Here is a 22,695-nt window from a genome sequence, read left to right as displayed (position 1 = left end):
CGGCGGACACAGCGCAGCATCCCTCGACTTCGCTCGGGATGAGCGGGGAGGGTAAAGCTATCCGGGCCTACCCACCCTTCTCCGCCGCCTTCAGCGCTTTTTCCACCTGATCGACCGTGGCCACGACGATCCGGTCGACGCCAGCGGCGTTGGGGTGGATGCCGTCGGCCAGCTTGAGTTCGGGGTGGGTGAAGATCGGCTGGAGCAGGAACGGCACCAGCGGCGCATGGTAGGTGTTGGCCAGCGCCGGGTAGATCGGGTTGAACTTCGCGACATAGTCCGCGCCCATGTTCGGCGCGGCGAGCATCCCGGTGAGCATCGCGGGCAAGTGCCGTTTTTTCAGCTCGGCCAGGATCGCGGTGAGGTTCTGGCGGGTCTGTTCGGGCGGCAGCCCGCGCAGCATGTCGTTGCCGCCCAGCCCGACCATCACCAGCACGGGCTTGACCGGCTGGTTGTCGAGCGTGAACGCCAGCCGTTCCAGCCCCGCCGCCGTGGTATCGCCCGAGACGCCGGCATTGACGAACTTCGCCCGCACTCCGCGCGCGGCCAGCGCCGCCTGCAGCTTGGCGGGATAGCTCTCGCCCGGCTTGAGCTGGTAACCGGCGTAAAGGCTGTCACCGAACGCGAGCACCACCGGCGCGCCGGCCAGCGGGTCAGCCGACACCGAAGCCAGCGGCGCAGCGGATGCGGTATCGGGAGACGTCGGCGCGTCGCCCTTTCCGCAACCGGACATGGCGAGACAGGGAATGGCGAGGCAGGCGATAACGCCAAGTTTGATCGACATTGTCGCAGGATACCGCGATCGGGTTGCAAACCGCAACCATTCCATGGCACGCGTGCACTGTGAAAACCGCTCTCCCGCCGCTCGCCCCCACCCCTGCAACCACATCCTCAGCCGAAACGGTCATCGACGCGCGCGGCCTCATCCTGTCGCTGGGCGAAGGCGACGGGCGGGTCGCAATCCTGCGCGGGATCGACCTGGCAGTGCGGCGGGGTGAGACGCTGGCGCTGCTGGGGCCTTCGGGTTCGGGCAAGTCCTCGCTGCTGGCGGTGCTGGCCGGTCTGGAGCGCGCCGACGGCGGCAGTCTGCAGGTGGCGGGCGCCGATTTCATGGCGCTCGACGAAGACGGGCTGGCGGCCGCCCGGCGCGGGCGCATCGGCATCGTGCTGCAGGCGTTCCACCTGCTGCCGACGATGACCGCGCAGGAAAACGTCGCCACGCCGCTCGAACTGGCAGGCATGCCCGATGGCTTCTCGCGCGCGGCGGAGGAACTCGGCGCGGTCGGGCTGGGTCACCGGCTGACGCATTACCCGGCGCAACTTTCGGGCGGTGAGCAGCAGCGCGTGGCGATGGCCCGCGCGCTCGCGCCGCGCCCCGCGATCCTGTTCGCCGACGAGCCCACCGGCAACCTTGATGCCGCCAACGGCGATGCGGTGTCCGACCTGCTGTTCGCGCGCGCCGCGCAAGCGGGTGCGACGCTGCTGATCGTGACGCACGACCCGGCGCTGGCCGCGCGCTGCGGCCGCGTAGTGACGCTGGCCGACGGCCACATCGTTTCGGACACGCGCGCTTGAGCGATCCCCATTTGAGCGTGGCAGCGTCCCCGCGCCTCGGCTGGGGCAGCGCCTGGGCGATCGCGCGGCGCGGGCTCGACTGGCGGTTCAGGGGGCTTCGCCTGCTGATCGCCTGCCTCGTGCTGGGCACCGCCGCGCTTGCCGCGATCGGCACGCTGACCGGCGCGATCCAGCAGGAGCTGATGGGGCGCGGCCGGGTGCTGCTGGGCGGCGACGTCGAAGTCTCGGTTTCGCAGCGCGAGGCGGCGCCCGATGAACTGGCCGCGCTCAACGGCATGGGGCGGGTTTCGGCGGGCATGCGCCTGCAGGCGATAGCGCGCGTTCCGGGCAACGATACGCTGGCGGTGCCGATCGAGCTGAAGCAGGTCGACGCCGCCTGGCCGCTGTACGGCACGCTCACCGTGACCGGGCCGGACGGCGCTGCGCACAACGCATCCGCCCCGCAAGGCCTGTCCGCATGGATCGCGCCCGGCGTGGCCGACCGCCTGCGCGTGAAGCCGGGCGACCGGCTGCTGATCGGCAACGCAACGCTCAGCGTGGGCGGCATCGTCGCCGATGAGCCCGACCGGCTGGGCGAAGGGTTCTCGCTCGGCCCCACGGTGATCGTCAGCCGCGCCGCGCTCGATGCCAGCGGGCTGGTTCAGCCGGGCAGCATGGCCAAGGCCAAGTACCGGCTGCGCCTGCCACCCGCCAGCGATCCCGACGTGGTCTCGGCACGGATCAAGCACGAGTTCCCCGCCGCTGGATTCGACGTGCGCACGCGCGAACGCGCCGTGCCGGGCCTGTACAATTTCATCGAGCGGATGGGCCAGTTCCTCGTGCTGGTCGCACTGGCCGCGCTGGCGATTGCCGGGATCGGCATCGGCAACGGCGTGACATCGTATCTCGAGGCGCGGCGCGGCAGCATCGCCACGCTCAAGATCCTGGGCGCAACCGGCGGCGACATCGCGCGGATCTATCTGCTGCAACTGGGCGTGACGACCGCGCTGGCGATCGTGGCGGGGCTGGCGATCGGGCTGGCGGTGACGCCGGTGCTCGGCTGGGCGCTGTCGGGGCTGCTGCCGATTGCGCCGGGCGTGGTGTTCGATCCGCGCGCGCTGGCCATCGCGGCGGCCTATGGCGCACTGATCGCGCTGACCTTCGCCGCGCCGCCGCTGCTGCGCGCGCGCGATTTCCCCGCGATGACGCTGATGCGCGCGCGGGTGAGCCCGATGGCGCGCGGCTGGCGCGCGGCGGTGCTGCCGGTCGGGGCAAGCCTTGCCGGGATTGCCGCGCTGGCCATCGGCACCTCGCCGCAGCCGTGGCTCGCCGCCGGGTTCCTGGGCGGAGCGGCGGCGCTGTTCGTGCTGCTCGCCGCGCTGGGCTTTAGCGTGTCGTGGCTCGCCGCGCGCAGCCCCCGCCCCAAAAACAGCATCGCGCGGATGGCGCTGGCCAACCTCCACCGCCCCGGTGCGCAGACCGGCGCGCTGGTGGTGGCGCTGGGCTTCGGGCTGTCGGCATTCGTGCTGCTGGCCGGCGTCGAGACCAGCCTCGATGCCAACATCGCGCAACGCGTGCCGGCACGCGCGCCCGATTACTTCGTGCTCGACGTACCGCGCCCGCAGGCCGAGGCGTTCGGCAAGGCGGTCCACGCCGCCGCGCCCCGCGCCGACGTGCGCATGGTGCCCGCCTTGCGCGGCACGATCACCGCCTATGGCCCGGCCGGACGCATGATCCGCGTGGCCGACATGGCGAAGATCCCCGACGATGCCTGGCCGTTGCGCGGCGAGCGCGGGCTGACCTATGCCGCCACCGTGCCCGACGGCAATTCGCTCACCGCCGGGCAGTGGTGGCCCGCCGACTATGCGGGTCCGCCGCTGGTCTCGATCGACGAGAAGCTGGCGCAGGCGCTCAATCTGTCGATCGGCGACGAACTGACGATCAGCCTGCTGGGGATCGAGCGCACCGCGCGCATCGCCTCGCTGCGGCGGATCGACTGGGACAGCATGGGCTTCAACTATGTGCTGGTGTTCAGCCCCAACGCGATCGCCGACGCGCCGCACAACCTGGCCGCGACGATCGAACTGCCCGCATCCGAAAAAACCGCGCCGGTGCGCCGCGCGCTGCTCACCGGGCTGGTGCGCGGGTTCCCGTCGACATCGGTGATCGAGGTCGGCCCGGTGATTGCGCAGGCGCGCCACATCCTTGGCCAGATGGGCACCGCGATCCTGTCGGCGGCCAGCGTGGCGATCCTGGCGGGGCTGGCGGTGCTGGCCGGCGCGATCGCCGCCGCGCGGGAAGCGCGCGCCTATGACAACGTCATCCTGCGGGTGCTGGGGGCCAGCCGACGGCAGCTGCTGACGCTGCTGCTGGCCGAATACGCAGTGCTGGCGGGCGTGCTTGCGGTGCTGGCACTGGCGCTGGGCAGCGGCGCGGCGTGGCTGGTGATCGTCGAACTGTTCGACTTTGCGTGGCTGCCGAACTGGGGCCGGATCCTGGCGGTGCTCGGAACCGGACTGGCGCTGGTGATCGGGCTGGCGGTGGGCGGATCGCTGGGCGCGCTGCGCACCCGGCCCGCCGCGGTGCTGCGCGAGTTGTAACGCCTCCCGAACCTGCATCCCCGCGAAGGCGGGAACCTCAGGCCTTCACCGCCTCACCGAACGAGGCCCCCGCTTTCGCGGGGACACCGGTTTGTTCAGCGGGTTGCGCCCGCCGCCTATTCGAACACCGCCGCGCCGCCGACGCCCTTGGGATCGTCACCAAAGCGATTGGGGCCGCGCGTTCCTTCCAGGCACATCAGCACCAGCAGCGCGATCCACCCCAGCAGCGGGATGAACACCAGCAGCATCAGCCAGCCCGACTTGTCCTGATCGTGCAGCCGCCGCACCGCCACGGCCAGGCTGGGAATGAAGTTGGCCAGGCTGAACAGGCTCGACACGATGTTGCCGCCGCCCGTCAGCGAGGTGTAGAACCCGCCGCCGATCCCCGTCGGGCCATACGTGGTGGTGGTGGTGCGACCGAACACGATGCCGATCGCGATCTGCACCAGGATCGAGAAGAGCACGAACATCCAGTATTCCTTGCGGCGCGACCGCCCGGTAAATTCGAAGTACCGGCGATACGGCAACAGCATCCATTCCATGATCGGTCCCCTTGCAGCGCGCCCCTTGCAGGTCGCTCCCGGCATGAATGAGACACGAAATGTGCGCCGCTGCAAGAAAAACGGGCGATCGCCGCCGAAAGGCAGGCCGGGCGTGCCTGTTGCGCGCACGAAAAAGGGGGCCGCGAGCGGCCCCCTTCCCATCCTCTCCCCAGGATGTATCCGTTAAGGTCAGAAGCGATAGCGGCCGGACACGCCATACGTGCGCGGCGGGCTGGTGTAGCCCGACACCGAGGTCAGCTGCGCCACCGAAGGGAAGATGTTCAGCAGGTAGCGGTGATCGGTCAGGTTGCGGCCCCATACGCTCAATTCCATGCCGTTGTGCATGGCGTAGGTCAGCGAAGCGTTGAGTTCGCTGACTTCGGCCATGAACTGGCGCGATGCCGCGATCGCGTTGGCCGTCCCGCCATCGGGCAGTTTGGCGTCAAGGAAGTTGGGCAGGCCTTCCTCGGTCAGCACGGGCGATTCATAGTGATAGTCGAGGTGCGCGATCAGGTGATCGTCGTTGGCGAAGCCGTGATCGTATTGCGCGCCCCAGGTGGCGGAAATCGCCGGGATGCCCGCAGGTCGCGTACCCGACAGGTTGCCCAGCGCCGACAGGTTGAACTGGTCATACTTGGGCTTCAGGTAGGTCAGCGCCATCGACAGCGTCAGTTCAGGGGTCGGCCTGGCGGTGCCTTCGAATTCGAAGCCCTTGACCGACTGCTTGCCGGCGTTGGTCAGGACAAAGCCCAGACCGGTGAATACGTTGGACTGGAAATTCCTGATGATCTGGTCGAACGCCGCGATGTTGACCGAAACCACGCCCCAGTTGGCCTTGAGCCCCAGTTCATAGACCGTGGAATTTTCCGGCTGTGCAAAGCGCGTGGTGAATGTCTGGTTGACCTGGGTCAGCCCGGCAGCCGACAGCGCCGCCGCATCCGACGGGAACGGGCGACTGTCACGCGAAAGGTTGATCGAGCTGGCTTTGAACCCCGTGGCGAAGCTGGCGTAGACGTTGACCTGATCGGTGATCTTGTAGGCCGCGCGGGCAAGGTAGGTGAACTTGTCATCGCTCGTCTTGCCCGGCTCCACTGCGTTGGGCACAGGCACGCCCGGTGGCAGGAATTGAAAGCCCTTGAGCGCATTCAGCGGGTTGGCCGCCGGGTTGTTCTGGTTGGCCGTGGCAAAGGCGTTGAACGCTGCAAAGATCGGCGCGGTAGCCGGGTTGGTCGCGAATGCTCCTACCGCCGCAGCGTTGTTGGGGTCGATCCCGGCCGATTGCAACGCCCCGCCCAGCAGCAGCGCCTTGCGGAACGGCGCATAGGCCGGATTGTCCAGATTGATCTGGGAAAACGCGTCGGTGGTGTTGACGTTGATGCCGAAGTTCTTCTTGTCTTTGGTGTAGTTCACACCGCCGGTCAGCGTCAGCCGGTCACCGATCTTGAAATCGGCCTGCGCAAAGACCGAGAACGCCTCGTCCTTCAGGCGATAGTGTTCGTCCAGGCCCTGACCCGTGGCGAAGAACTGGCCGATATATTTGCCGGGATTGCCTTCAAGCGCGCCGAACGTGCCTTCGAGCACCGGAAGGCTGAGCGCCCCACCGGTCGCGCCCTGCACCAGCGCATTGCCATAAGGCCGGAACTGCGTGCCCAGCGTAATCTGGTTGGCCTGCTTGATGTTTTCGTTGAAGTAGTAGCCGCCGAGCAGGAAGTTGAGCGGACCTTCGAGGTTGGTCGCAAGCCGCAGTTCCTGGGTGAACGTCTTGATCCGCAGATCCTGGAAGTTGCGCCCGATCAGATCGGCGCTGGAGAAGTCCGAATCCTGGTTGGTCACCGCGTTGGTGCGGCGATAGGCAGTGATCGAGGTGAAGGTCAGCGGACCGGCTTCATAATCGACCTGGCCCGACAGGCCGTAGTTCTCGATCTTGTTGGTCGAATCGAAGTTGTCGTAAACGTGGTTGCCAAAACGATCGCTGGTCGCATTGACGTTGCCGCCCAGCGCCCTGATGATCGCGGTGGCTGCCGACGGCTGGAGATTCACCACGCCGCAGCAGTTTTCATTGACCTTGGCGTAATCGCCGATCAGCCGGATCTTGAGCTGCGAGGTGGGCTCGTACAGCGCCTGCCCGCGCACGAACCAGCGGTTGCGCTCGTTGGTCTTGTTGCCGGTGCCCAGATCCTCGTTGTAACCGTCGCGGCGGTTGTACCCGCCTGCCAGGCTGACCGCGAGGTCCTTGGTGATCGGGCCGGTGATAACACCCTTAAGCACCACCGCGTTGTAGTTGCCGTAGCTCGCCTCGACGTTGCCGCCGAGCGTGAACTGCGGCGCCTTGGTGACGATCGAGATCACGCCGACCGACGCGTTCTTGCCGAACAGCGTGGACTGGGGTCCGCGCAGCACTTCGATGCGCTGCACGTCGGGGAAATCGCCGACCTGCCCCGCTGACCGCGAACGGTAGACGCCATCGATGAACACGCCGACCGAAGGTTCGATGCCCGCGTTGTTGGCGCCGTTGCCGAAGCCGCGGATGAAGAAGTTGGTGTTGGCCGAGCTTTGCAGCTGATTGACGCGGAGCGACGGAACCACGCTTTGCAGATCCTGAATATCGCGGATCTGGGCGCGCTCCAGAGTCTGCGCCGTGGTCACGCTGACTGCCACCGGGATATCCTGCAGCGTTTGCTCGCGCTTGGTCGCGGTAACGATGATCTCGTTGCCTTCGCCGGTGGCAGCGGACGGCGCATCGGCGGCGGGTTGCGCCATTTCCTCGGCAGGTTGCGCGGCGGGCGCCTGCGCATGGGCCTGCGCGGCGATGGCGAGCGCCAAGCCGGCGGCCCCGGCCAGCAGGGCCGGACGGGCGAGCGAGTCAACGGCAGAGGCGCGGCGGCCCGCGAAGACGATCTTCATGATGCGTGGATATCCTTCTCAACGACTGACCGGGATGTTCCGCACAGAAGCGGCCGTTGTGGTCTGATACATCCTGGTCCCGACCGATTTTGTAGAATTCGACGCGAATCCGCACAATCGCCAAATCGCAATCCGTGGCGCATAACCACCGATTGTTGCCTTATTGACACAGGTTTCAGTGGGACCACCCCTGCACCAAGCCTTGCCGCAGCGCACAATTGCGGCTAAGCGCGCGCCCTTGGAATGAGCGGGTCGTAGCGTCCGCCGAACACCCGCAATCGCCAACACCTTTTGCCATCACATTTTTGAAAGCGTCCCATGTCCGCCCCAACCCCCATGCGCAACATCGCAATCATTGCGCACGTCGATCACGGCAAGACCACTCTGGTCGATCAGTTGTTCCGCCAGTCGGGCACCTTCCGCGAGAATCAGCGGGTCGAGGAGCGGGCGATGGATTCGAACGACCTCGAAAAGGAACGCGGGATCACCATTCTCGCCAAGTGCACCTCGGTCGAATGGGATGACCACAACGGCCACACCACGCACATCAACATCGTCGACACCCCCGGCCACGCCGATTTCGGCGGCGAGGTGGAGCGCATCCTGTCGATGGTCGATGGCGTGATCCTGCTGGTCGACAGCTCCGAAGGCGCGATGCCGCAGACCAAGTTCGTCACCGGCAAGGCGCTGGCGCTGGGTCTCAAGCCGATCGTGGTGGTCAACAAGATCGATCGCCAGGACGGCCGCGCACAGGAAGTGCTCGACGAAGTGTTCGACTTGTTCGTCAGCCTTGATGCCAACGACGAACAGCTCGATTTCCCCGTGCTCTACGCCTCGGGCCGCAACGGTTACGCCAGCGAGGATATGGAAGCCCGCGAAGGCGACCTGAAGCCGCTGTTCGCCAAGATCGTCGAGCATGTGCCGCCGCCGGCCGCCGATGTCGACGGACCGTTCAAGTTCCTCGTCACGCTGCTCGATCGCGACAACTTCCTTGGCCGCATCCTGACCGGCAAGGTCCAGTCGGGCACGATCAAGGTCAACGGCCCGATCCACGCGCTGGATAACGACGGCAACATCATCGAGACCGGCCGCGCCTCCAAGCTGATGGCGTTCCGCGGGCTCGAACGCGTGCCGGTGGACGAAGCCAAGGCGGGCGACATCATCTCGATCGCCGGGCTGACCGAGGCGACCGTCGCCAACACCATCTGCGATCCTTCGGTGACCGAGCCGCTGCACGCGCAGCCGATCGATCCGCCGACGCTGTCGATGCGCTTTGCCGTGAACGATTCGCCGATGGCGGGCCGCGAGGGCAGCAAGGTCACCAGCCGCATGATCCGTGACCGTCTGGCCCGCGAAGCCGAATCGAACGTCGCGATCAAGGTGACCGAAAGCGCCGACAAGGACAGCTTCGAAGTGGCCGGGCGCGGGGAACTGCAGCTGGGCGTGCTGATTGAAACGATGCGTCGCGAAGGCTTCGAGCTGGGCATCAGCCGTCCGCGCGTGCTCTATCGCACCGACGAGGACGGCAAGCAGACCGAACCGTACGAAACCACCGTGATCGACGTGGACGACGAATACGCCGGTACCGTCGTCGAGAAGATGGCCACCCGCAAGGGCGAGATGACCGACATGCGTCCCTCAGGCGGCGGCAAGACCCGCATCACCTTCTCCGCCCCGTCGCGCGGGCTGATCGGCTACCACGGCGAATTCCTGTCCGACACGCGCGGCACCGGGATCATGAACCGGCTGTTCGAGAAGTACGGGCCGCACAAGGGCAAGATCGAAGGCCGCAAGAACGGCGTGCTGATCTCCAACGGCGCGGGCGAAGCGGTGGCCTACGCGCTCGGCCCGCTCGAGGAACGCGGCATCCTGTTCGTCGGCGCGGGTGAGCCTTTGTACGAAGGCATGATCATCGGCGAGAACGCCAAGCCCGACGATCTCGAAGTCAACCCGATGAAGTCGAAGCAGCTGACCAACTTCCGCTCGACGGGCAAGGACGACGCGATCCGCCTGACCCCGCCGAAGATCATGACGCTGGAACAGGCCATCGCCTACATCGACGACGACGAGATGGTCGAAGTCACCCCCAAGTCGATCCGCATCCGCAAGGCGCTGCTCGATCCCAACGATCGCAAGAAGGCCGGCCGCAAGAAGGCTGCGTAAGGGTTCGCGGGCCGACGCGCTTTTTCCCGCCTCACGGCGGGGGCGGCACCGGCCCGCTCTGTTTCAGCCTCGCTGAAACACAAAACCAACCGCGCGGACCGATGCCGCGCAAGATCGCTGACGAAGTCAGGGACCGGTCAACGCACATGAAACGCCGTTAATACAACTTTTTACTTTCCTGAACGAAAGCTGCCACGGTTGTGCCGCGACCGTTCAGGACGAATCATCCATAACCATCTTCGAGGCCACGGAACGCGACGCACAAGCGCGGCGCACCGGACCGAGGAGATGAATGATGAAGACCATGTTCAAGAAGGCTGCCCTGGGTCTGGCCCTTGGAGCCACCGCGCTCGCCACCACCGCCCCTGCCGCGCAGGCTCGCGGATACCATGACGGCGGCGGCGATGCCGTTGCCGGCGCCGTTGTCGGCGGGATCATCGGCCTGGCCATCGGTGCCGCCGTGGCATCGGGCAACAACCATCATCGCGATCGCGACCGGGGCTATTACAGCAACGGCAGCAACCGTGGTTACTACAGCAATGGCTATAACAACGGTTACTACAACAACGGTTATAACGGCTACAACAACGGCTATTACAACAACGGCTACAATGGCTACAACAACGGCTATGACCGTGGCTACGATCGTCGCGGATATGACAACCGCGGCTACAACCAGCACCGCAGCCATGACCGCGACGACGACTGATCGCTGAAGTCCGGCCCGGTCCGCGAGCCAGATCGGGCCTGACCTGAATTACCGATCCCCCGGGGCTGCAAGGTTCCGGGGGATTTGTTTTGTCCGGCACCTTGCGGGCCACCATGCGAAAAGGGCGGCCTCCCGCAGGAGACGGCCCTTCGTTGCAGGCTTCGGTAACGCGGGTTGCGTTCAGAAGCGATAGCTCATCGTGGCGCTCAGCGTGTGGAACGTCAGGTTCTCGCTGCCCTGGCGGATGCGGGTGGTCCGGCCGTTCAGAATGAACGGGTTGGTGGCCGCCGCCGTGCCCTGCCCGACCTGGACGTAGTACTTGTTGTCCTTGTAGCGGTTGAACAGGTATTCCAGCCCCAGCGAGATGTGGTCGGTCAGCATCACTTCGGTGCCGCCGCCGGCCTGGTAGCCGAACACCATCTTGCCGTCGCGGTTCGGCGTGAACGTGTTGGCGGTGTTGGTGGTGCGGAAGCTGTGCGCGATCTTGGCATAGCTGATGCCGCCGGTGCCATAGAACAGCGCGCCGCCGCCGGGAGTGAACCCGGCACGCGCCCGCGCCGAGATGGCATAGTCAAGACCGCGCGTGATTTCATACGCCGCCGGCGTGGTGCTGAACGCCGAGGTCCCGTCGAGCGCGTTGTTGCCCGAACCTTCGACCAGCGCGCCGATCGCGATGTTGCTGCCCATCCGCTTGTCGTAACCGATGCGGCCCGAATAGGCGACGCGGTCCTTGTCGTTCGAACAGCCGGTGCCCGGCGCGGTGCTGGTGAAGCGACCGTTGCAGAACCCGGGCGAGAACGCGTTTCCGCCAGCCGCCGTGGTGACGGTGTCGTTATAGCTGCCGCTGCCGGTGTCGAACATCAGGGTATCGCCGGGATCGTTGGGCTGCGCCGCGACGCCGACCGTGCCCGAGATATACGGACCATCGAAATGCTTGTCGCGGTTGAAAGTATTGTCCTGCGCCATGGCCGGGAATGCCAGCATTGCGGAGGCAGCAGCCAGCGGCCACGCAATACAATGGAAGGTGCTCATGTGAATTCCTTTGTGATCAAGCTCGCGATGGCCAGCGCCATCGAACATCCAAAGCATCCAATGCACGAGCCGTTCCCGGCCTATTGGTCCATTCTGAGCAACTGTTGCAATCAAGACACACATCAACAGCGAGTTAATCGGCGGTTCACCGCTGGAATGCTCCAATCCGGATATACAATTCCGGCGAGTCGGCGGATGGGTCGCGGGCTGCCGTCCGGAAATGTCTGGAGACGCAACATGAACCTGTTTGGCAAGGCTGCGCTGACTGCTGCTTTTGCGGCGAGTGCGTTGACCGCGGCGGCACCGGCCGAAGCGCGCGATTATTACCGCCACCGTGGCGGTGGCGACGATGCCGCCATCGCGATCGGCGCGGGTGTGGTCGGCCTCGCGCTCGGCGCCGCGCTGGCATCGGACCATCGCGATTACGACGACGGCTACTACTACGATCGCGGCTATTATCCGCGCTATCGTGGCAGCTATTACTACTACAATTCGTACCCCGCCTATCGCGGCAACTATTACCGCGACCGCGACTGGCGCCGCGACCGTCGCGGCTGGGACCATGACGGCGATCGGCGCGGCTGGGGCGGTCGTGGCGAAGGACGCGGACACCATCGCGGCTGGTAAGCCGGATTGACGGAACGGGCGGCGCGCTTGGGCAAGCCGCCCGTACCTGTTCATCGGAGTTTCCCATCTGGGACAGTGCGCCGCGTCGTGCTTCGCGCTCGCCAAGCGACCGCGACGGCAGTATGGCGCCCGACCATGGCCGATCTCGCAGAACATTCGCCCACCGGTCCGCGCGATGCAGAAAACACCGCCCCGGAGCTTAGCGACTTGCGCGTGGCGCTGTTCAGCGGCAACTACAACTATGTGCGCGATGGCGCGAACCAGGCGCTCAACCGGCTGGTGGGCTACTTGCAGCGGCAGGGCGCACATGTGCGGGTCTATGCACCCAAGGTCGCGCATCCGGCGTTCCCTTCCAAGGGCCGGCTGGTGGGCGTGCCGTCGCTGCCCATTCCCGGCCGCGCCGAATACCGGCTGCCGCTGGCGCTCAGCCCGCGCGTGCGCCGTGACTTGCGCGATTTTGCGCCGAACGTGATCCACGTCTCCTCGCCCGACATCGTCGGCCATCGCGCGGTCAGCTGGGCGCGCGCCAAGAAGCTCCCGATCCTCGCCTCGGTCCACACCCGGTTCGAGACGTATCCGCGCTATTACAACATGGCGTTCCTCGAACCCGTGGTCGAAGCGGGCCTGCGCCGGTTCTACCGCCGCTGCGACGCGCTGGTCGCGCCGTCGGAATCGATGGCGCAGATGCTGCGCGCGCAGCGCATGAACTATGACATCGACATCTGGTCGCGCGGGGTGGACCGTGACATCTTCCACCCCGGTCGCCGCAGCAATGCGTGGCGGCAGGAGCTGGGCATCGCCGACGACGAGATCGTGATCGGGTTCCTCGGCCGGCTGGTGATGGAAAAGGGGCTCGACGTGTTTTCGGACTCGATCGACATGCTCGCGCGGCGCGGCGTGCGCCATCGCGTGCTGATCGTGGGTGAAGGCCCGGCGCGCGAATGGTTCGCCGCGCGGCTGCCGCAGGCGGTGTTCGCCGGCTTTCAGGGCGGCATGGACCTGGGCCGCGCAGTGGCCAGCATGGATGTGCTGTTCAACCCCAGCGTGACCGAGACGTTCGGCAACGTCACGCTGGAGGCGATGGCCTGCAGCCTGCCCGTGGTCGCCGCCGCCGCGACCGGCAGCCAGAGCCTGGTCGACGACCACGTTTCGGGCCGCCTGATCACGCCGGGCGCGGTGCGCAACTTCGCCGAAGCCTTGCGCTGCTACATCGAGGATCCCGCCTTGCGCGCGCGCCACGGCGCAGCAGGTGAGGCGCGCGCGGGGGAATTCGGCTGGGACCAGATCAACCAGGCGGTGGCCGACACCTACTTGCGGCTGATCCGCCAGAAGCAGGCGCGGCGGTGGTCGGTTCCGGCCTGAACCGGTTCCAGTCCGAGCCGGGCCTGCGCTACCCCAGCACGCCCTGCCGCTTCATCCGCGCGGCGTACCACAGGAAGAAGATCAGCGCGCCCCAGATGACCACGGTCATCACCAGCATGGCCGAGCCCTTCATCGCGTCGGGACGGCCGGTGACGAACTGGTAGCCCTGGCTCACCGCCAGTCCGAGCAGCGAGACGGCAAACGCGGTCACCGCATGGCGCGAGCGTAGCAGCAGCAACACCGACCCCGCGATCGACCCCCACACGCCCAGCGCCCAGAAGGCGGTCAGCCACCCGGGCATGGTGTCGAGATAACCGATCACTTCGGGCGGGAACTGCGCGAGGTATTTCGCATCGCGCAAGTTGGTCATCGTGTAATCGTAGCAGCCGAAACTGTTCCACAGCAGGCTGATCGTGCCGATCGCCCACAAGTGCCACGGTGCCGCGTTGCGCGTGTCGCTGGCAAGTTCCATCGTCGCCTCTCCCCAAGCCAGTGGACCCGGACGGAGCATATCACGCTCCGCCCGGGTTGGGCAATGTGAGGTTAGGTGTGGTTCAGGTTTGCGTCGGCGTCGGGTTACAACCGCTCGATCTTGCGCGCCGCCTCGTCGAGAATATCGGCGATCTGGTGCGCCTTTTCGCGGTCGAAGCCCTCGGCCGCCGCTCCCGCACGCAGCGCAGCGAACAGGTTGCCGATGGCGCGACGCACCGGGGGGGCCGCCTCATGATCCTGCGCCGCGCCCAGTTCCGCGAGCCGCGCCCGCAAGCCCGCCGCTTCGTCCGCGCGGGTGGCGAGTTCGGCCTGCCCGGCTTCGGTCACGGTGAACGCCTTGCGCGGTCCGTCGGCGGCGCTTTCGGCGATCATGCCTTCGTCCACCAGCAGGCTGAGCGTGGGATAGACTACGCCCGGACTGGGGGCATACTGCCCTCCCGCCAGATCCTCGATCGCCTTGATCAGCTCGTAACCGTGGCGCGGCTGTTCGGCGACGAGCGCGAGCAGCAACAGGCGCAGTTCGCCGCCACCGAACATGCGTCCGCGCGGACCGCGCCGGCCACCCCTGCCGCCCGGACCGTCAGGGCCGCCGCGCCCTCGGGGGCCGCCGGGACCACCGAAGCCTCGACCGAATTCGCGTGCGAAATCATGGGCGAAATCGTGGGCGAAACCGCCCGCGAGCCCACCCGGCCAGCCACCACCGAAGCGCGCGGCGAACCATGCGCCGCGCTGGTCATGCCGACCCTCGCCATGCCGACCTTCGCCGTGCCGACCTTCTGCGCGGCGACCTTCGCTGTGTCGTCCCCGATCCTCGCGACCTTCGCCGCAGCCGTTGTTGTCGTGATGTCCCCCGTGGGGACCGTGAGAATGCCTGTGCATCTGTTTCATCCTTTTCATGATGCATCTAAGATATATCTTAATTGCATCTTGGCAAGGCCTGTGTGAAAATTTTTCGCATCCGGCCCGCCGTGCCCCTATCTTGCCCGCGATGGCCGATCTTTTTGCAGACACCCCGCCCCACGATCCCGCAGACCAGCCGCGCGAGACGGTGGCCGACGATGCGCCGCTGGCCGATCGCCTGCGCCCCGCCGCGCTGGCAGAGGTGGTCGGGCAGGAGCACCTCACCGGCCCCGACGGCGCGATCGGGCGCATGGTCGCGGCGGGTAAGCTTTCCTCGATGATCCTGTGGGGGCCGCCCGGCACGGGCAAGACCAGCATCGCCCGGCTGCTGGCCGATGCCGTGGGATTGCGCTTTGCCGCGATCAGCGCGGTGTTTTCGGGCGTGGCGGACCTCAAGAAAGTGTTCGCCGAGGCCGAGGTGGGCATGCTGGCTGGCCGCAGGACACTTCTGTTCGTGGACGAGATTCACCGCTTCAACCGCGCGCAACAGGACGGGTTTCTGCCGTATGTCGAGCGCGGCACGGTGACGCTGGTCGGCGCGACGACCGAGAACCCCAGCTTCGCGCTCAACGCCGCGCTGCTCAGCCGTGCGCAAGTGCTGATCCTCCACCGGCTCGATGCCGACGCGCTGGAACGCCTGCTGGCCAAGGCCGAAGCGCTCGTCGGCCGCCAACTGCCGGTGACGGCGGACGCCCGCGCCGCGCTGGTCGCGTCGGCCGATGGCGACGGGCGGTTCCTGCTCAACCAGGCAGAGACTTTGTTCGACACCGAAGTGGGCGCCCCGCTCGATCCCGCCGCGCTCGGTGCGTTCCTGCAGCGCCGCGTGGCGGTGTACGACAAGGATCGCGACGGCCATTACAACCTGATCTCGGCGCTGCACAAATCCTTGCGCGGGTCCGATCCGCAGGCCGCACTGTACTACATGGCGCGGATGCTGACTGCGGGGGAGGAGCCGCTGTACGTGCTGCGCCGCCTGACGCGGTTCGCCAGCGAGGACATCGGCCTCGCCGATCCGCAGGCGCTGGTGCAGTGCCTTGCCGCCAAGGATGCGTATGAATTCCTCGGCTCGCCGGAGGGCGAACTGGCGATCGTGCAGGCCTGCCTGTACTGCGCCACCGCACCCAAATCGAACGCCGCCTACAAGGCGATGGGCGCGGCGTGGCGCAGCGCAAAAGAAACCGGATCGCTGATGCCGCCGCCCTCGATCCTCAACGCCCCGACCAAGCTGATGAAACAGATCGGCTATGGCGAAGGCTATGCGTACGACCACGACGCGTCCGACGGGTTTTCGGGCGCGGACTACTGGCCCGAAGAGATGGCACCGCAAACCTACTACGCCCCGGTGGAACGCGGGTTCGAGGCCAAGCTGCGCGAGCGCCTGGCATTCTGGGACGGCAAGCGCCGCGAGATGCAGGGGCGTTGACGGCGCGCAAGCCATGACCCGCCAATTTGCTGCCGCTGCCGTGTTCGACTGGTCGGGCGCGGTGGGCGAACGGCTTCCCGGCATGGCGCTGGCGATCAAGCAGGCGGGCAAGGCCCCTGCCCTGATCGAACCGCCCGGCGGCTGGAGCCGCGCCCGCGCGCTCGCCTGGATCGAAGCGCGCATCGCGGCGCGCGACGACATCCTGATCGGGCTCGACGTGTCGGTCGGGCTGCCGTTCCTCGATACCGGCGCCTACTTTCCCGGATGGGACGAAACCCCCGCCACCGCCCGCGCGTTGTGGGCACTGGTCGAGCGCCACGCCACCGACGAACCGCACTTTGCCGCCAATGCCTTCGTCGCGCATGCCGAAGCCGGGCGATACTTCCGTCAGACCGGGCGGCTGGGCGACCGGTATGGCGCGGCGCCCGGCGGGCGGCTGCGGCGGGTGGAAATCGCCAGTCGCGAGGCGGGCCTCGCCAACCCTTACTGCAGCCTCAACCTCGTCGGCGCCGCGCAAGTCGGCAAGGCGAGCCTCACCGCGATGCGGCTGCTCCACCGACTGGCCGGGCGCATCGCGATCTGGCCGATGGACCCGCTGCCCGCGCATGGCCCGGCGATCGTGGAAATCTACACCAGCATCGCGGCGGTGCAGCTGGGCCTGCCCAAGGGCCGCAGCAAGGTGCGCAGCCGCGAACGCCTGGAGGCGCTGTTCGCGGCAGTGGACGAACCTGCACCGCCGCTGCTCGCCCGCTACGACGACCACGCGACCGACGCGCTGATCACCGCCGCCTGGCTGCACCGCGCGCAACGCGATCCCGGCGCATGGCGTCCCCGCGGCCTGGATCGCCACCTCGCGCAAACCGAAGGCTGGACCTTCGGCGTCACATGACGCTAAGAGCGCGGCTGCGCATGCCCGCACGATCGGTCGCACGCAAAGGGCCGGCTTAGCTCAGTTGGTAGAGCACCTGATTTGTAATCAGGGGGTCAGGGGTTCGAATCCTCTAGCCGGCACCATAATTATTGTTACATATTAATTATTTAAGTTGTTCCTGAGAGTTAACAGAAGGCCTCGAAAAGGGTTGAGTACCGTATAGGTACCGCATTTTATCGGACCGCCTGTTCCTAGGAGGTTTCCTAGGGCAAGATGTTCGGCAAGGCGTCCGTAGAGGGAGTGGGTACGAATGCGATGAAGCTGGTCGATCTTTTTTGCGGTAGCGGTGGATTTTCACTTGGCGCCCATCAGGCGGGCTTCAAGGTAGCCGCTGCCTACGACATCGACCCAATTCTCACATCGTCGTACACTCGCAACTTTCAGAACACGCAACTCCACCTCGTAGACATTGCCCAACTGTCAGGCCAGCAGGTTGCAAAATCGGTGGGCGCTCCAATCGACGGCGTCTTCGGCGGCCCCCCCTGCCAAGGCTTTAGCAGCATCGGACGCCGTGATTCGACGGACGTCCGTCGAACGTTGCTAGGACATTTCTTCCGTCTGGTAAGTGAACTGAAGCCTGCGTTTTTCGTAATGGAGAACGTCCTGGGTCTTGCATATGAAGACGCTCGATCCGAGCTGAATGACGCGATCGCCGTTGTGGCCGGGTCATATGATGTGATCGGTCCGCAAGTATGGGATGCATCCCAATTCGGTGCGCCGACCAAGAGGCCCCGCATTTTCATTATCGGGATTGACCGGGAGCGGTGTGATCCGTTTGCACCTGAAGACATGGATATTTTCAGGCGACCAGCGGCGACGGTTCGGGACGCAATTCTAGATTTGCAGGGCGCTCGCAAACTCAACGACCAAGACGGTTTCGATCACTGGAAGATTATGCAGCGAGGCTCTATGTCCAGCTATGCGCGCCAGCTTCGATCTAGCAACGGGCAGTTTACCGGTCACAGGTTCACCTCACACACTGAAAGCGTAGTCGAGCGCTTCTCTCGCGTTAAGCCGGGAAGTATGGATAAGATTGGTCGGCATCCCCGATTGGCATGGGAGGGGCAATGCCCCACGCTTCGGGCCGGAACTGGTGCCGATCGCGGATCGTACCAATCGGTCAGGCCGATCCATCCTTCAGAAAACCGTGTCATTACCGTTCGCGAGGCCGCAAGGCTGCAGGGTTTCCCCGACACTCATATTTTCCATCCCACTGTGTGGCACAGCTTCAGAATGATCGGAAACAGCGTCTCGCCCATTATCGCCAAGGCTGTTTTTGAAGCGATCCGTTTGAAAGTCGGAAATTTTCCGAAACATGATCAAATGATCGAAGGCGAGGATCTACATCAGGCGGTGGAATAATATGATAGTCGGTAGGCTTAGGCGCTCAGCTGCGCGAAAGCGGGATAATGCCGATAATAGCGTCTGAATATCTCAATTTGATCCTCGCCCAGGTCAAAGCCAAGTTCTTGCACTACAGTGCGATCCATAACTTCAGATCGGGGCATCTGCGCCTGTAGAACAGCGAGTTCTTTTAATGTCAAATGAGGTGCGATGATCGCGAGATCGGAAAAGCCTTCCCAGCGATCTTCGGTAACCAACGTGGATACGGCGTCTCGTCTCTCTATCGTTGGCAGAATCCCGCCTACGGTAATCATGGAAGCCTTATCCCTGTAAGCCGCTCTAAAAGCCGGAACAAAACCGCCCGGTCGTGCACAGTTTTCTGCCGTTGCCTGTAAAAATTGCTGAAGAAGGTCTGCCATCGTCAGCGCAAATGCGTCAGGGTCCCGCAATTGTTCCCGAGTAAGCGCATCAGGAACGACATCGCCAAGCAGGACGCGTAAACGCTCGCGCTTTTGCGATGGATCGGCACCGTATTTTTTCCCTGAGGCATTGACTGTAACCATTAAAGCGCTGTTCGCAGGTGCTCGCTCGACGACCCCGCGTAGCTCGTGCGTCGCATCATCCGAAAGCTCGGAGTCGTAATCTAACCATATAACCCAAGGCTGAGACATCATCACGGGATCGTCATAAAACTCGGGTATAATTTCATAAGATAGTCCATTCAGGACGGTGACTGTACGAAATGGCCTATTGTATTCAGCGCGTCGGAAACCGATTTGGTCGGATTCAATAGATATCATTCGCTCGATACCTAATCGCTTATGAGCCATCACAAAATCAGCGAACCAAATTGACCCAAATCCGATGTATGCAGCGCTCGACCAATCGAGCGCATATGACAATGACCGAAGTCCTTCAAAAACTATCGCGCGCTGAATAGTTTTATTTGGCCTCAAGCTATAATTTACAGCGTCGAATGAGGGCACTACTCCTCTCCAACCATGTCATCATAAGCATAATCGAATGACCGCATTCCAACCTCTCTCGCAGAGAGGTTTACATTTCCAAATTCAGTAGCCAAGGCACGTATCCTAGTCACCGCCATTGAATATTGGATTGTGCTAGTCTTTATCTTCGGCTTTGCCGGAAGTGTCGGCGTGACGATTACCGGATTCTGTGCGATTGAAAAAAGCGAGACAGACTTTGCAGCTTGCTCAGCAACCTTCGCCACTTCACGAGCCTGCTTCCTTGCTCCGGTGTAGTCGATCCACGCACGCGTTACCTCACGCATGGTTGGCCGAGCGCTGCGGAACACCTCAGAAGATAGATCGACACTCCGCTTTGTGGTAGTAAGGGGGAGTAGTTCAGTTTCATCCGAGGTAAACAGAATCAAACCTATGAAACCTCGATATTGCCGGTGCCAAATCGGAAACCCTTCGAGCCCCCAAATTGAGGTCGTGGACTTATCTCCGGCAAGAACGATCCGCCCATTGCAAGCGACATACCACCCGTAGCGCTCTTCTCCCCGGTCGTCCTCGTCGGGAGCCTCGTCATCCGGTGGAGCAGCAGAGGCGCCGGCAAGTATCTCGATGTGCACCGATCCACCTTCGGCAGCGACGTCCCAACTCTTCCGGAGAGGGGCGAACTCAGCGCTTTCGAGCAGCGTTATTAGAGAAGCATCGACTGCCACACCGTTCAGGACAATCGTAAGACCACGGTGTAGGTGAAGCGCGTAGTCCCTAGCGATGACACGCCGCAGGTTCTGCTGGAACGAGGGATTTCCGAAGGCGCTCTTTGTCCCGCGCGTAAGATCCGTCACTTCGATCGCCACCCCCTGCGATTTCGCAGGTTCGGCGTTGAATATTTCAAATTTCCAGTCCGTATCAGCTTGGGCCATCCAAGCCCTAACATCGATTGGAACGAAGAAAGCTTTTGCAATTCCGTTATCGCAGTAAGTGCTGTTTATTTTAACCTTCCACCCAAGCTTGAAGATGGCTCTCTTCATTCCGATACCATAAACACCGATACGGTAATCTCCGGTACGGTCTTCGTCGTCATCATCCTTTCGACCGAATGTGAAGGCATGGTTCTCAGCTCGTTGCAGGTCCATTCCACCACAATTATCGCTCATCCAAAAGCCGCCCTCATCGGCTCGAATATCGATGCAGAAGGGACTGAGATCAGCACCATCATCCAGGGTTGGCGCGATATGCCCAATGGATCGCCATGCGCCGTCCACGCTATTGTCGAGCAGGTCGAGTACGCAATCTTCGAGCGTAATGTCTCGGGTCAGCATCTGCACAAAAAATGCTCGACTGGCATTCGCGTCCGCATAAGCGATAGGCTCGGTCATATTAGTAGTCCTTACCCTTCGATTTTGCGCAACGTCATGGAATCGGATTGCACAGTTCCCTCGCTCGTCCATCCCGACCACGCGCCCTGGCCTTCTCGGAGCCCGCCATGAAGCCGGACCTGAAAAACGCCATAGTAGCCGCGCTCCTGGTCCTTAGGATCGTACCAACGACCGGTTAACGTTCGGTCGATAAGTTTACCCACAAAGACGCATGTTTCCGGTGTGCCGTCACGTAGTTTGGTGGATGTCGTGAATGTCACACTTCCAAACAAACAATGGATACGGACCGTATCGATATTAATATTTGGAAAACGGCTACTGTCAACGTGCCAGGCAACTTCCCACCGGCCGCTAAAAGGCTCCTGAGGAGATAGCCAGCCTAAGTATCGGATCGCAAGTGCATGCTGTGTAAGCGCCTTAATCGGCGCTTGGATCACTGTTCGAAATCCAAGCGTCAGCGCTCCGATGGCGCCGCCAAAAAGGATTTGGCGCCAGTCGAGCGCTGAAATGAAATTATAGAATGCGGACACGATTCCCCCTCCCGCTATCTATCCTCAACGCCTTGCGACTGACAAGGTGCGACGACAAGGTCGCGCTGCAAATATATGAAGGAGAACGTCAAAAATGAAAGTTTTGCAGCACTAGGCGAGGTCTATTTCGATCGTCAGCGAGAACGCACGGCCTCGATAAGTCTTTAATCGAGCTGAACATGCAAAATTCGCATAAAATACAATTATTTTTCAAAGAGATCGCGCGGATGAGCACCGAGGGCGGCAGCAATTTTTCCGATCACTGCAACGGACGGGTTGCGACGGCGGCTTTCTATCCCCCGAAGGTAGGTCACATCAATCTCGGCGTCATGGGCAAGCTGCTCTTGGGTAAGGCCGCGCTTACCCCGCAACCTCCGCACGTTATCACCAACGATCTGATTCCAATCCATTGGAGAGCATGAACCCGCGCCGGACTCAATCGACGAGGGACTATAGTCCCCATCATGAAGTTTGCCTCATGCCGGGGAGTCAGCGCTTTTGCTGTTCGCTTCGAGCAATTATCTGCCTATGAATAGAGACTATAGTCTCTATCGGAGGGCGAATGCTTACACTTCATGTCATCGAGGGCCACAACAAAGTTCGGATCGCGACTGTGCAAAAGAAAGGCATCCGATACCGTGGCAGGTTGCACCTGCCGGTATCGATGGATCGCCTTGACGGAGGTGCGACCGATCCGGCCGGTTCTCTTGGGGGTGCCGCGCTCGGCGCAATGACATTCGGCGCAGCCGGGGCAATCGTCGGATCAATCGCCGGGCGGCGGGGCAGGACGGCGGTGACTATCAGGACGACCGAAGGCTCCGAAATGGTCTGCACGGTCGCCAGTGACGAATTTCCCACCCTCTATGTCGAGGTCCAGCGACTGATCGCGCTTGCGGCGACCGGCTACGTCCCAGAAAATCAGCCTCCGATCACCTTTACGCAGTTGATCCTTGGCCCATTATATTTCCTGCGATTTGGCATTGGCTGGTTCCTCCTGTCGATCATCGCGGTCATTTTTACACTCGGATTGGCTTGGCCTCTTTTGCCATTCCCTGCCGCATATCTGGATCGGCGGCGGGCGCGGGTGTCAGCCTCGGCCCTGCCCGCCGACAAATCCCCCACCTCAGCGCGCCGCTAGTTCGTCCGGATTGAACGCAACCTTTTCCCATCGCCAAAACGACGCACGGCGACCCCATAGGGCAAGTGCACGCTCGCGGTATCCCATGGCG

At 63.6% G+C, this 22,695-nt stretch carries 21 protein-coding genes and 1 tRNA gene; 12 read left to right on the top strand and 10 right to left on the bottom strand.

What is annotated here, in order from left to right; translation table 11 throughout:
• Positions 1–67: 67 nt before the first annotated feature.
• The gene (locus NL2_RS09360; RefSeq protein WP_068074062.1) at positions 68–784 is read right to left on the bottom strand and encodes an arylesterase; all 717 of its coding nucleotides are present in this window, start codon (positions 782–784) and stop codon (positions 68–70) included.
• Between the two features lie 59 nt (positions 785–843).
• Between NL2_RS09360 and NL2_RS09355 the strand changes: the two genes are divergently transcribed.
• Together NL2_RS09355 and NL2_RS09350 are read left to right on the top strand one after the other, a co-directional pair.
• Complete coding sequence (locus tag NL2_RS09355) at positions 844–1,575, top strand: ABC transporter ATP-binding protein (protein ID WP_068074369.1); 732 nt, start codon at positions 844–846, stop codon at positions 1,573–1,575.
• On the top strand, positions 1,572–4,154 hold the full coding sequence (locus tag NL2_RS09350; protein ID WP_245647635.1) for an ABC transporter permease: 2,583 nt from the start codon (positions 1,572–1,574) through the stop codon (positions 4,152–4,154). Before NL2_RS09355 ends, NL2_RS09350 begins: the two co-directional genes overlap by 4 nt.
• 116 nt (positions 4,155–4,270) lie before the next feature.
• On the opposite strand, the gene NL2_RS09345 is transcribed toward NL2_RS09350, so the two are convergent.
• Both NL2_RS09345 and NL2_RS09340 read right to left on the bottom strand, forming a co-directional pair.
• A complete protein-coding gene (locus NL2_RS09345; protein ID WP_068074367.1) occupies positions 4,271–4,696 on the bottom strand; it encodes a DUF805 domain-containing protein in 426 nt (141 codons plus the stop codon).
• Positions 4,697–4,885: 189 nt separating this feature from the next.
• A complete protein-coding gene (locus tag NL2_RS09340) occupies positions 4,886–7,600 on the bottom strand; it encodes a TonB-dependent receptor (protein ID WP_068074058.1) in 2,715 nt (904 codons plus the stop codon).
• Positions 7,601–7,918: 318 nt separating this feature from the next.
• Between NL2_RS09340 and typA the strand changes: the two genes are divergently transcribed.
• Positions 7,919–9,763 (top strand): translational GTPase TypA, encoded by a 1,845-nt coding sequence (gene typA, locus NL2_RS09335; protein ID WP_174522603.1) that lies wholly within the window; start codon positions 7,919–7,921, stop codon positions 9,761–9,763.
• 295 nt (positions 9,764–10,058) lie between these two features.
• Positions 10,059–10,472 carry a hypothetical protein gene (locus NL2_RS09330; RefSeq protein ID WP_068074054.1) on the top strand — a complete coding sequence of 138 codons (414 nt, stop codon included), beginning with the start codon at positions 10,059–10,061 and terminating at the stop codon, positions 10,470–10,472.
• Positions 10,473–10,652: 180 nt separating this feature from the next.
• On the opposite strand, the gene NL2_RS09325 is transcribed toward NL2_RS09330, so the two are convergent.
• On the bottom strand, positions 10,653–11,504 hold the full coding sequence (locus NL2_RS09325) for an outer membrane protein (RefSeq protein ID WP_068074361.1): 852 nt from the start codon (positions 11,502–11,504) through the stop codon (positions 10,653–10,655).
• A 237-nt stretch (positions 11,505–11,741) separates the two neighbouring features.
• Here NL2_RS09325 and NL2_RS09320 point away from each other — a divergent pair, with 237 nt between their 5' ends.
• Together NL2_RS09320 and NL2_RS09315 are read left to right on the top strand one after the other, a co-directional pair.
• Complete coding sequence (locus NL2_RS09320; RefSeq protein ID WP_068074052.1) at positions 11,742–12,131, top strand: hypothetical protein; 390 nt, start codon at positions 11,742–11,744, stop codon at positions 12,129–12,131.
• Positions 12,132–12,266: 135 nt separating this feature from the next.
• Positions 12,267–13,493, top strand: a complete 1,227-nt coding sequence (locus NL2_RS09315) for a glycosyltransferase family 4 protein (RefSeq protein WP_068074050.1) — start codon at positions 12,267–12,269, stop codon at positions 13,491–13,493.
• A 28-nt stretch (positions 13,494–13,521) separates the two neighbouring features.
• Here NL2_RS09315 and NL2_RS09310 read toward each other — a convergent pair whose 3' ends face one another.
• Both NL2_RS09310 and NL2_RS21630 read right to left on the bottom strand, forming a co-directional pair.
• A complete protein-coding gene (locus tag NL2_RS09310; RefSeq protein WP_068074048.1) occupies positions 13,522–13,965 on the bottom strand; it encodes a hypothetical protein in 444 nt (147 codons plus the stop codon).
• Between the two features lie 104 nt (positions 13,966–14,069).
• Positions 14,070–14,495, bottom strand: coding sequence for a PadR family transcriptional regulator (locus NL2_RS21630; RefSeq protein WP_245647634.1), 426 nt, complete (start codon positions 14,493–14,495; stop codon positions 14,070–14,072).
• On the opposite strand from NL2_RS21630, the gene NL2_RS21625 reads away from it, so the two are divergent.
• The 5 genes from NL2_RS21625 (at position 14,460) to NL2_RS09280 (ending at position 18,601) form a co-directional block, all read left to right on the top strand.
• Positions 14,460–14,930, top strand: coding sequence for a hypothetical protein (locus tag NL2_RS21625; RefSeq protein WP_245647633.1), 471 nt, complete (start codon positions 14,460–14,462; stop codon positions 14,928–14,930). The two genes, NL2_RS21630 and NL2_RS21625, sit on opposite strands and share 36 nt — an antisense overlap.
• 43 nt (positions 14,931–14,973) lie before the next feature.
• Entirely contained in the window at positions 14,974–16,308 is a 1,335-nt protein-coding gene (locus tag NL2_RS09295; protein WP_068074042.1) for a replication-associated recombination protein A, read from the top strand.
• A 13-nt stretch (positions 16,309–16,321) separates the two neighbouring features.
• Positions 16,322–17,197: a hypothetical protein gene (locus NL2_RS09290; RefSeq protein WP_068074040.1), complete on the top strand. Its 876-nt coding sequence runs from the start codon at positions 16,322–16,324 to the stop codon at positions 17,195–17,197.
• 49 nt (positions 17,198–17,246) lie between these two features.
• Positions 17,247–17,322: transfer RNA gene (locus NL2_RS09285), tRNA-Thr, on the top strand.
• Between the two features lie 172 nt (positions 17,323–17,494).
• A complete protein-coding gene (locus tag NL2_RS09280) occupies positions 17,495–18,601 on the top strand; it encodes a DNA cytosine methyltransferase (protein ID WP_068074359.1) in 1,107 nt (368 codons plus the stop codon).
• A 17-nt stretch (positions 18,602–18,618) separates the two neighbouring features.
• On the opposite strand, the gene NL2_RS21150 is transcribed toward NL2_RS09280, so the two are convergent.
• The 4 genes from NL2_RS21150 to NL2_RS09265 all read right to left on the bottom strand — a co-directional run bounded on the left by NL2_RS21150 (position 18,619) and on the right by NL2_RS09265 (position 21,876).
• Positions 18,619–19,569: an O-methyltransferase gene (locus NL2_RS21150; RefSeq protein WP_157083122.1), complete on the bottom strand. Its 951-nt coding sequence runs from the start codon at positions 19,567–19,569 to the stop codon at positions 18,619–18,621.
• On the bottom strand, positions 19,569–20,936 hold the full coding sequence (locus NL2_RS09270; RefSeq protein ID WP_068074036.1) for an ATP-binding protein: 1,368 nt from the start codon (positions 20,934–20,936) through the stop codon (positions 19,569–19,571). Before NL2_RS09270 ends, NL2_RS21150 begins: the two co-directional genes overlap by 1 nt.
• Before the next feature lie 11 nt (positions 20,937–20,947).
• Positions 20,948–21,466 carry a hypothetical protein gene (locus NL2_RS21145; RefSeq protein ID WP_157083121.1) on the bottom strand — a complete coding sequence of 173 codons (519 nt, stop codon included), beginning with the start codon at positions 21,464–21,466 and terminating at the stop codon, positions 20,948–20,950.
• Between the two features lie 203 nt (positions 21,467–21,669).
• Entirely contained in the window at positions 21,670–21,876 is a 207-nt protein-coding gene (locus NL2_RS09265; RefSeq protein ID WP_068074034.1) for a helix-turn-helix domain-containing protein, read from the bottom strand.
• A gap of 152 nt (positions 21,877–22,028) precedes the next feature.
• On the opposite strand from NL2_RS09265, the gene NL2_RS09260 reads away from it, so the two are divergent.
• Positions 22,029–22,604 carry a hypothetical protein gene (locus NL2_RS09260; RefSeq protein WP_068074032.1) on the top strand — a complete coding sequence of 192 codons (576 nt, stop codon included), beginning with the start codon at positions 22,029–22,031 and terminating at the stop codon, positions 22,602–22,604.
• Positions 22,605–22,695 lie beyond the last annotated feature (91 nt).

It is taken from the genome of Novosphingobium lentum NBRC 107847 (genome assembly GCF_001590965.1).
GTDB classification, from domain to species: Bacteria; Pseudomonadota; Alphaproteobacteria; order Sphingomonadales; family Sphingomonadaceae; genus Novosphingobium; species Novosphingobium lentum.
This window is presented reverse-complemented; position numbering and strand designations above follow the sequence as displayed.

What these genes read in the sequence shown, in the direction of transcription:
- NL2_RS09330 (WP_068074054.1), top strand. Translation starts at nt 10,059, where the DNA reads ATGAAGACCATGTTCAAGAAGGCTGCCCTGGGTCTGGCCCTTGGAGCC.
- NL2_RS09280 (WP_068074359.1), top strand. Translation starts at nt 17,495, where the DNA reads ATGAAGCTGGTCGATCTTTTTTGCGGTAGCGGTGGATTTTCACTTGGC.
- NL2_RS09320 (WP_068074052.1), top strand. Translation starts at nt 11,742, where the DNA reads ATGAACCTGTTTGGCAAGGCTGCGCTGACTGCTGCTTTTGCGGCGAGT.
- NL2_RS09265 (WP_068074034.1), bottom strand. Translation starts at nt 21,876, where the DNA reads ATGGATTGGAATCAGATCGTTGGTGATAACGTGCGGAGGTTGCGGGGT.
- NL2_RS09260 (WP_068074032.1), top strand. Translation starts at nt 22,029, where the DNA reads ATGCTTACACTTCATGTCATCGAGGGCCACAACAAAGTTCGGATCGCG.
- NL2_RS09325 (WP_068074361.1), bottom strand. Translation starts at nt 11,504, where the DNA reads ATGAGCACCTTCCATTGTATTGCGTGGCCGCTGGCTGCTGCCTCCGCA.
- NL2_RS09315 (WP_068074050.1), top strand. Translation starts at nt 12,267, where the DNA reads ATGGCCGATCTCGCAGAACATTCGCCCACCGGTCCGCGCGATGCAGAA.
- NL2_RS09345 (WP_068074367.1), bottom strand. Translation starts at nt 4,696, where the DNA reads ATGGAATGGATGCTGTTGCCGTATCGCCGGTACTTCGAATTTACCGGG.
- NL2_RS09270 (WP_068074036.1), bottom strand. Translation starts at nt 20,936, where the DNA reads ATGACCGAGCCTATCGCTTATGCGGACGCGAATGCCAGTCGAGCATTT.
- NL2_RS09310 (WP_068074048.1), bottom strand. Translation starts at nt 13,965, where the DNA reads ATGGAACTTGCCAGCGACACGCGCAACGCGGCACCGTGGCACTTGTGG.
- NL2_RS09360 (WP_068074062.1), bottom strand. Translation starts at nt 784, where the DNA reads ATGTCGATCAAACTTGGCGTTATCGCCTGCCTCGCCATTCCCTGTCTC.
- NL2_RS09290 (WP_068074040.1), top strand. Translation starts at nt 16,322, where the DNA reads ATGACCCGCCAATTTGCTGCCGCTGCCGTGTTCGACTGGTCGGGCGCG.
- typA (WP_174522603.1), top strand. Translation starts at nt 7,919, where the DNA reads ATGTCCGCCCCAACCCCCATGCGCAACATCGCAATCATTGCGCACGTC.
- NL2_RS09295 (WP_068074042.1), top strand. Translation starts at nt 14,974, where the DNA reads ATGGCCGATCTTTTTGCAGACACCCCGCCCCACGATCCCGCAGACCAG.
- NL2_RS09340 (WP_068074058.1), bottom strand. Translation starts at nt 7,600, where the DNA reads ATGAAGATCGTCTTCGCGGGCCGCCGCGCCTCTGCCGTTGACTCGCTC.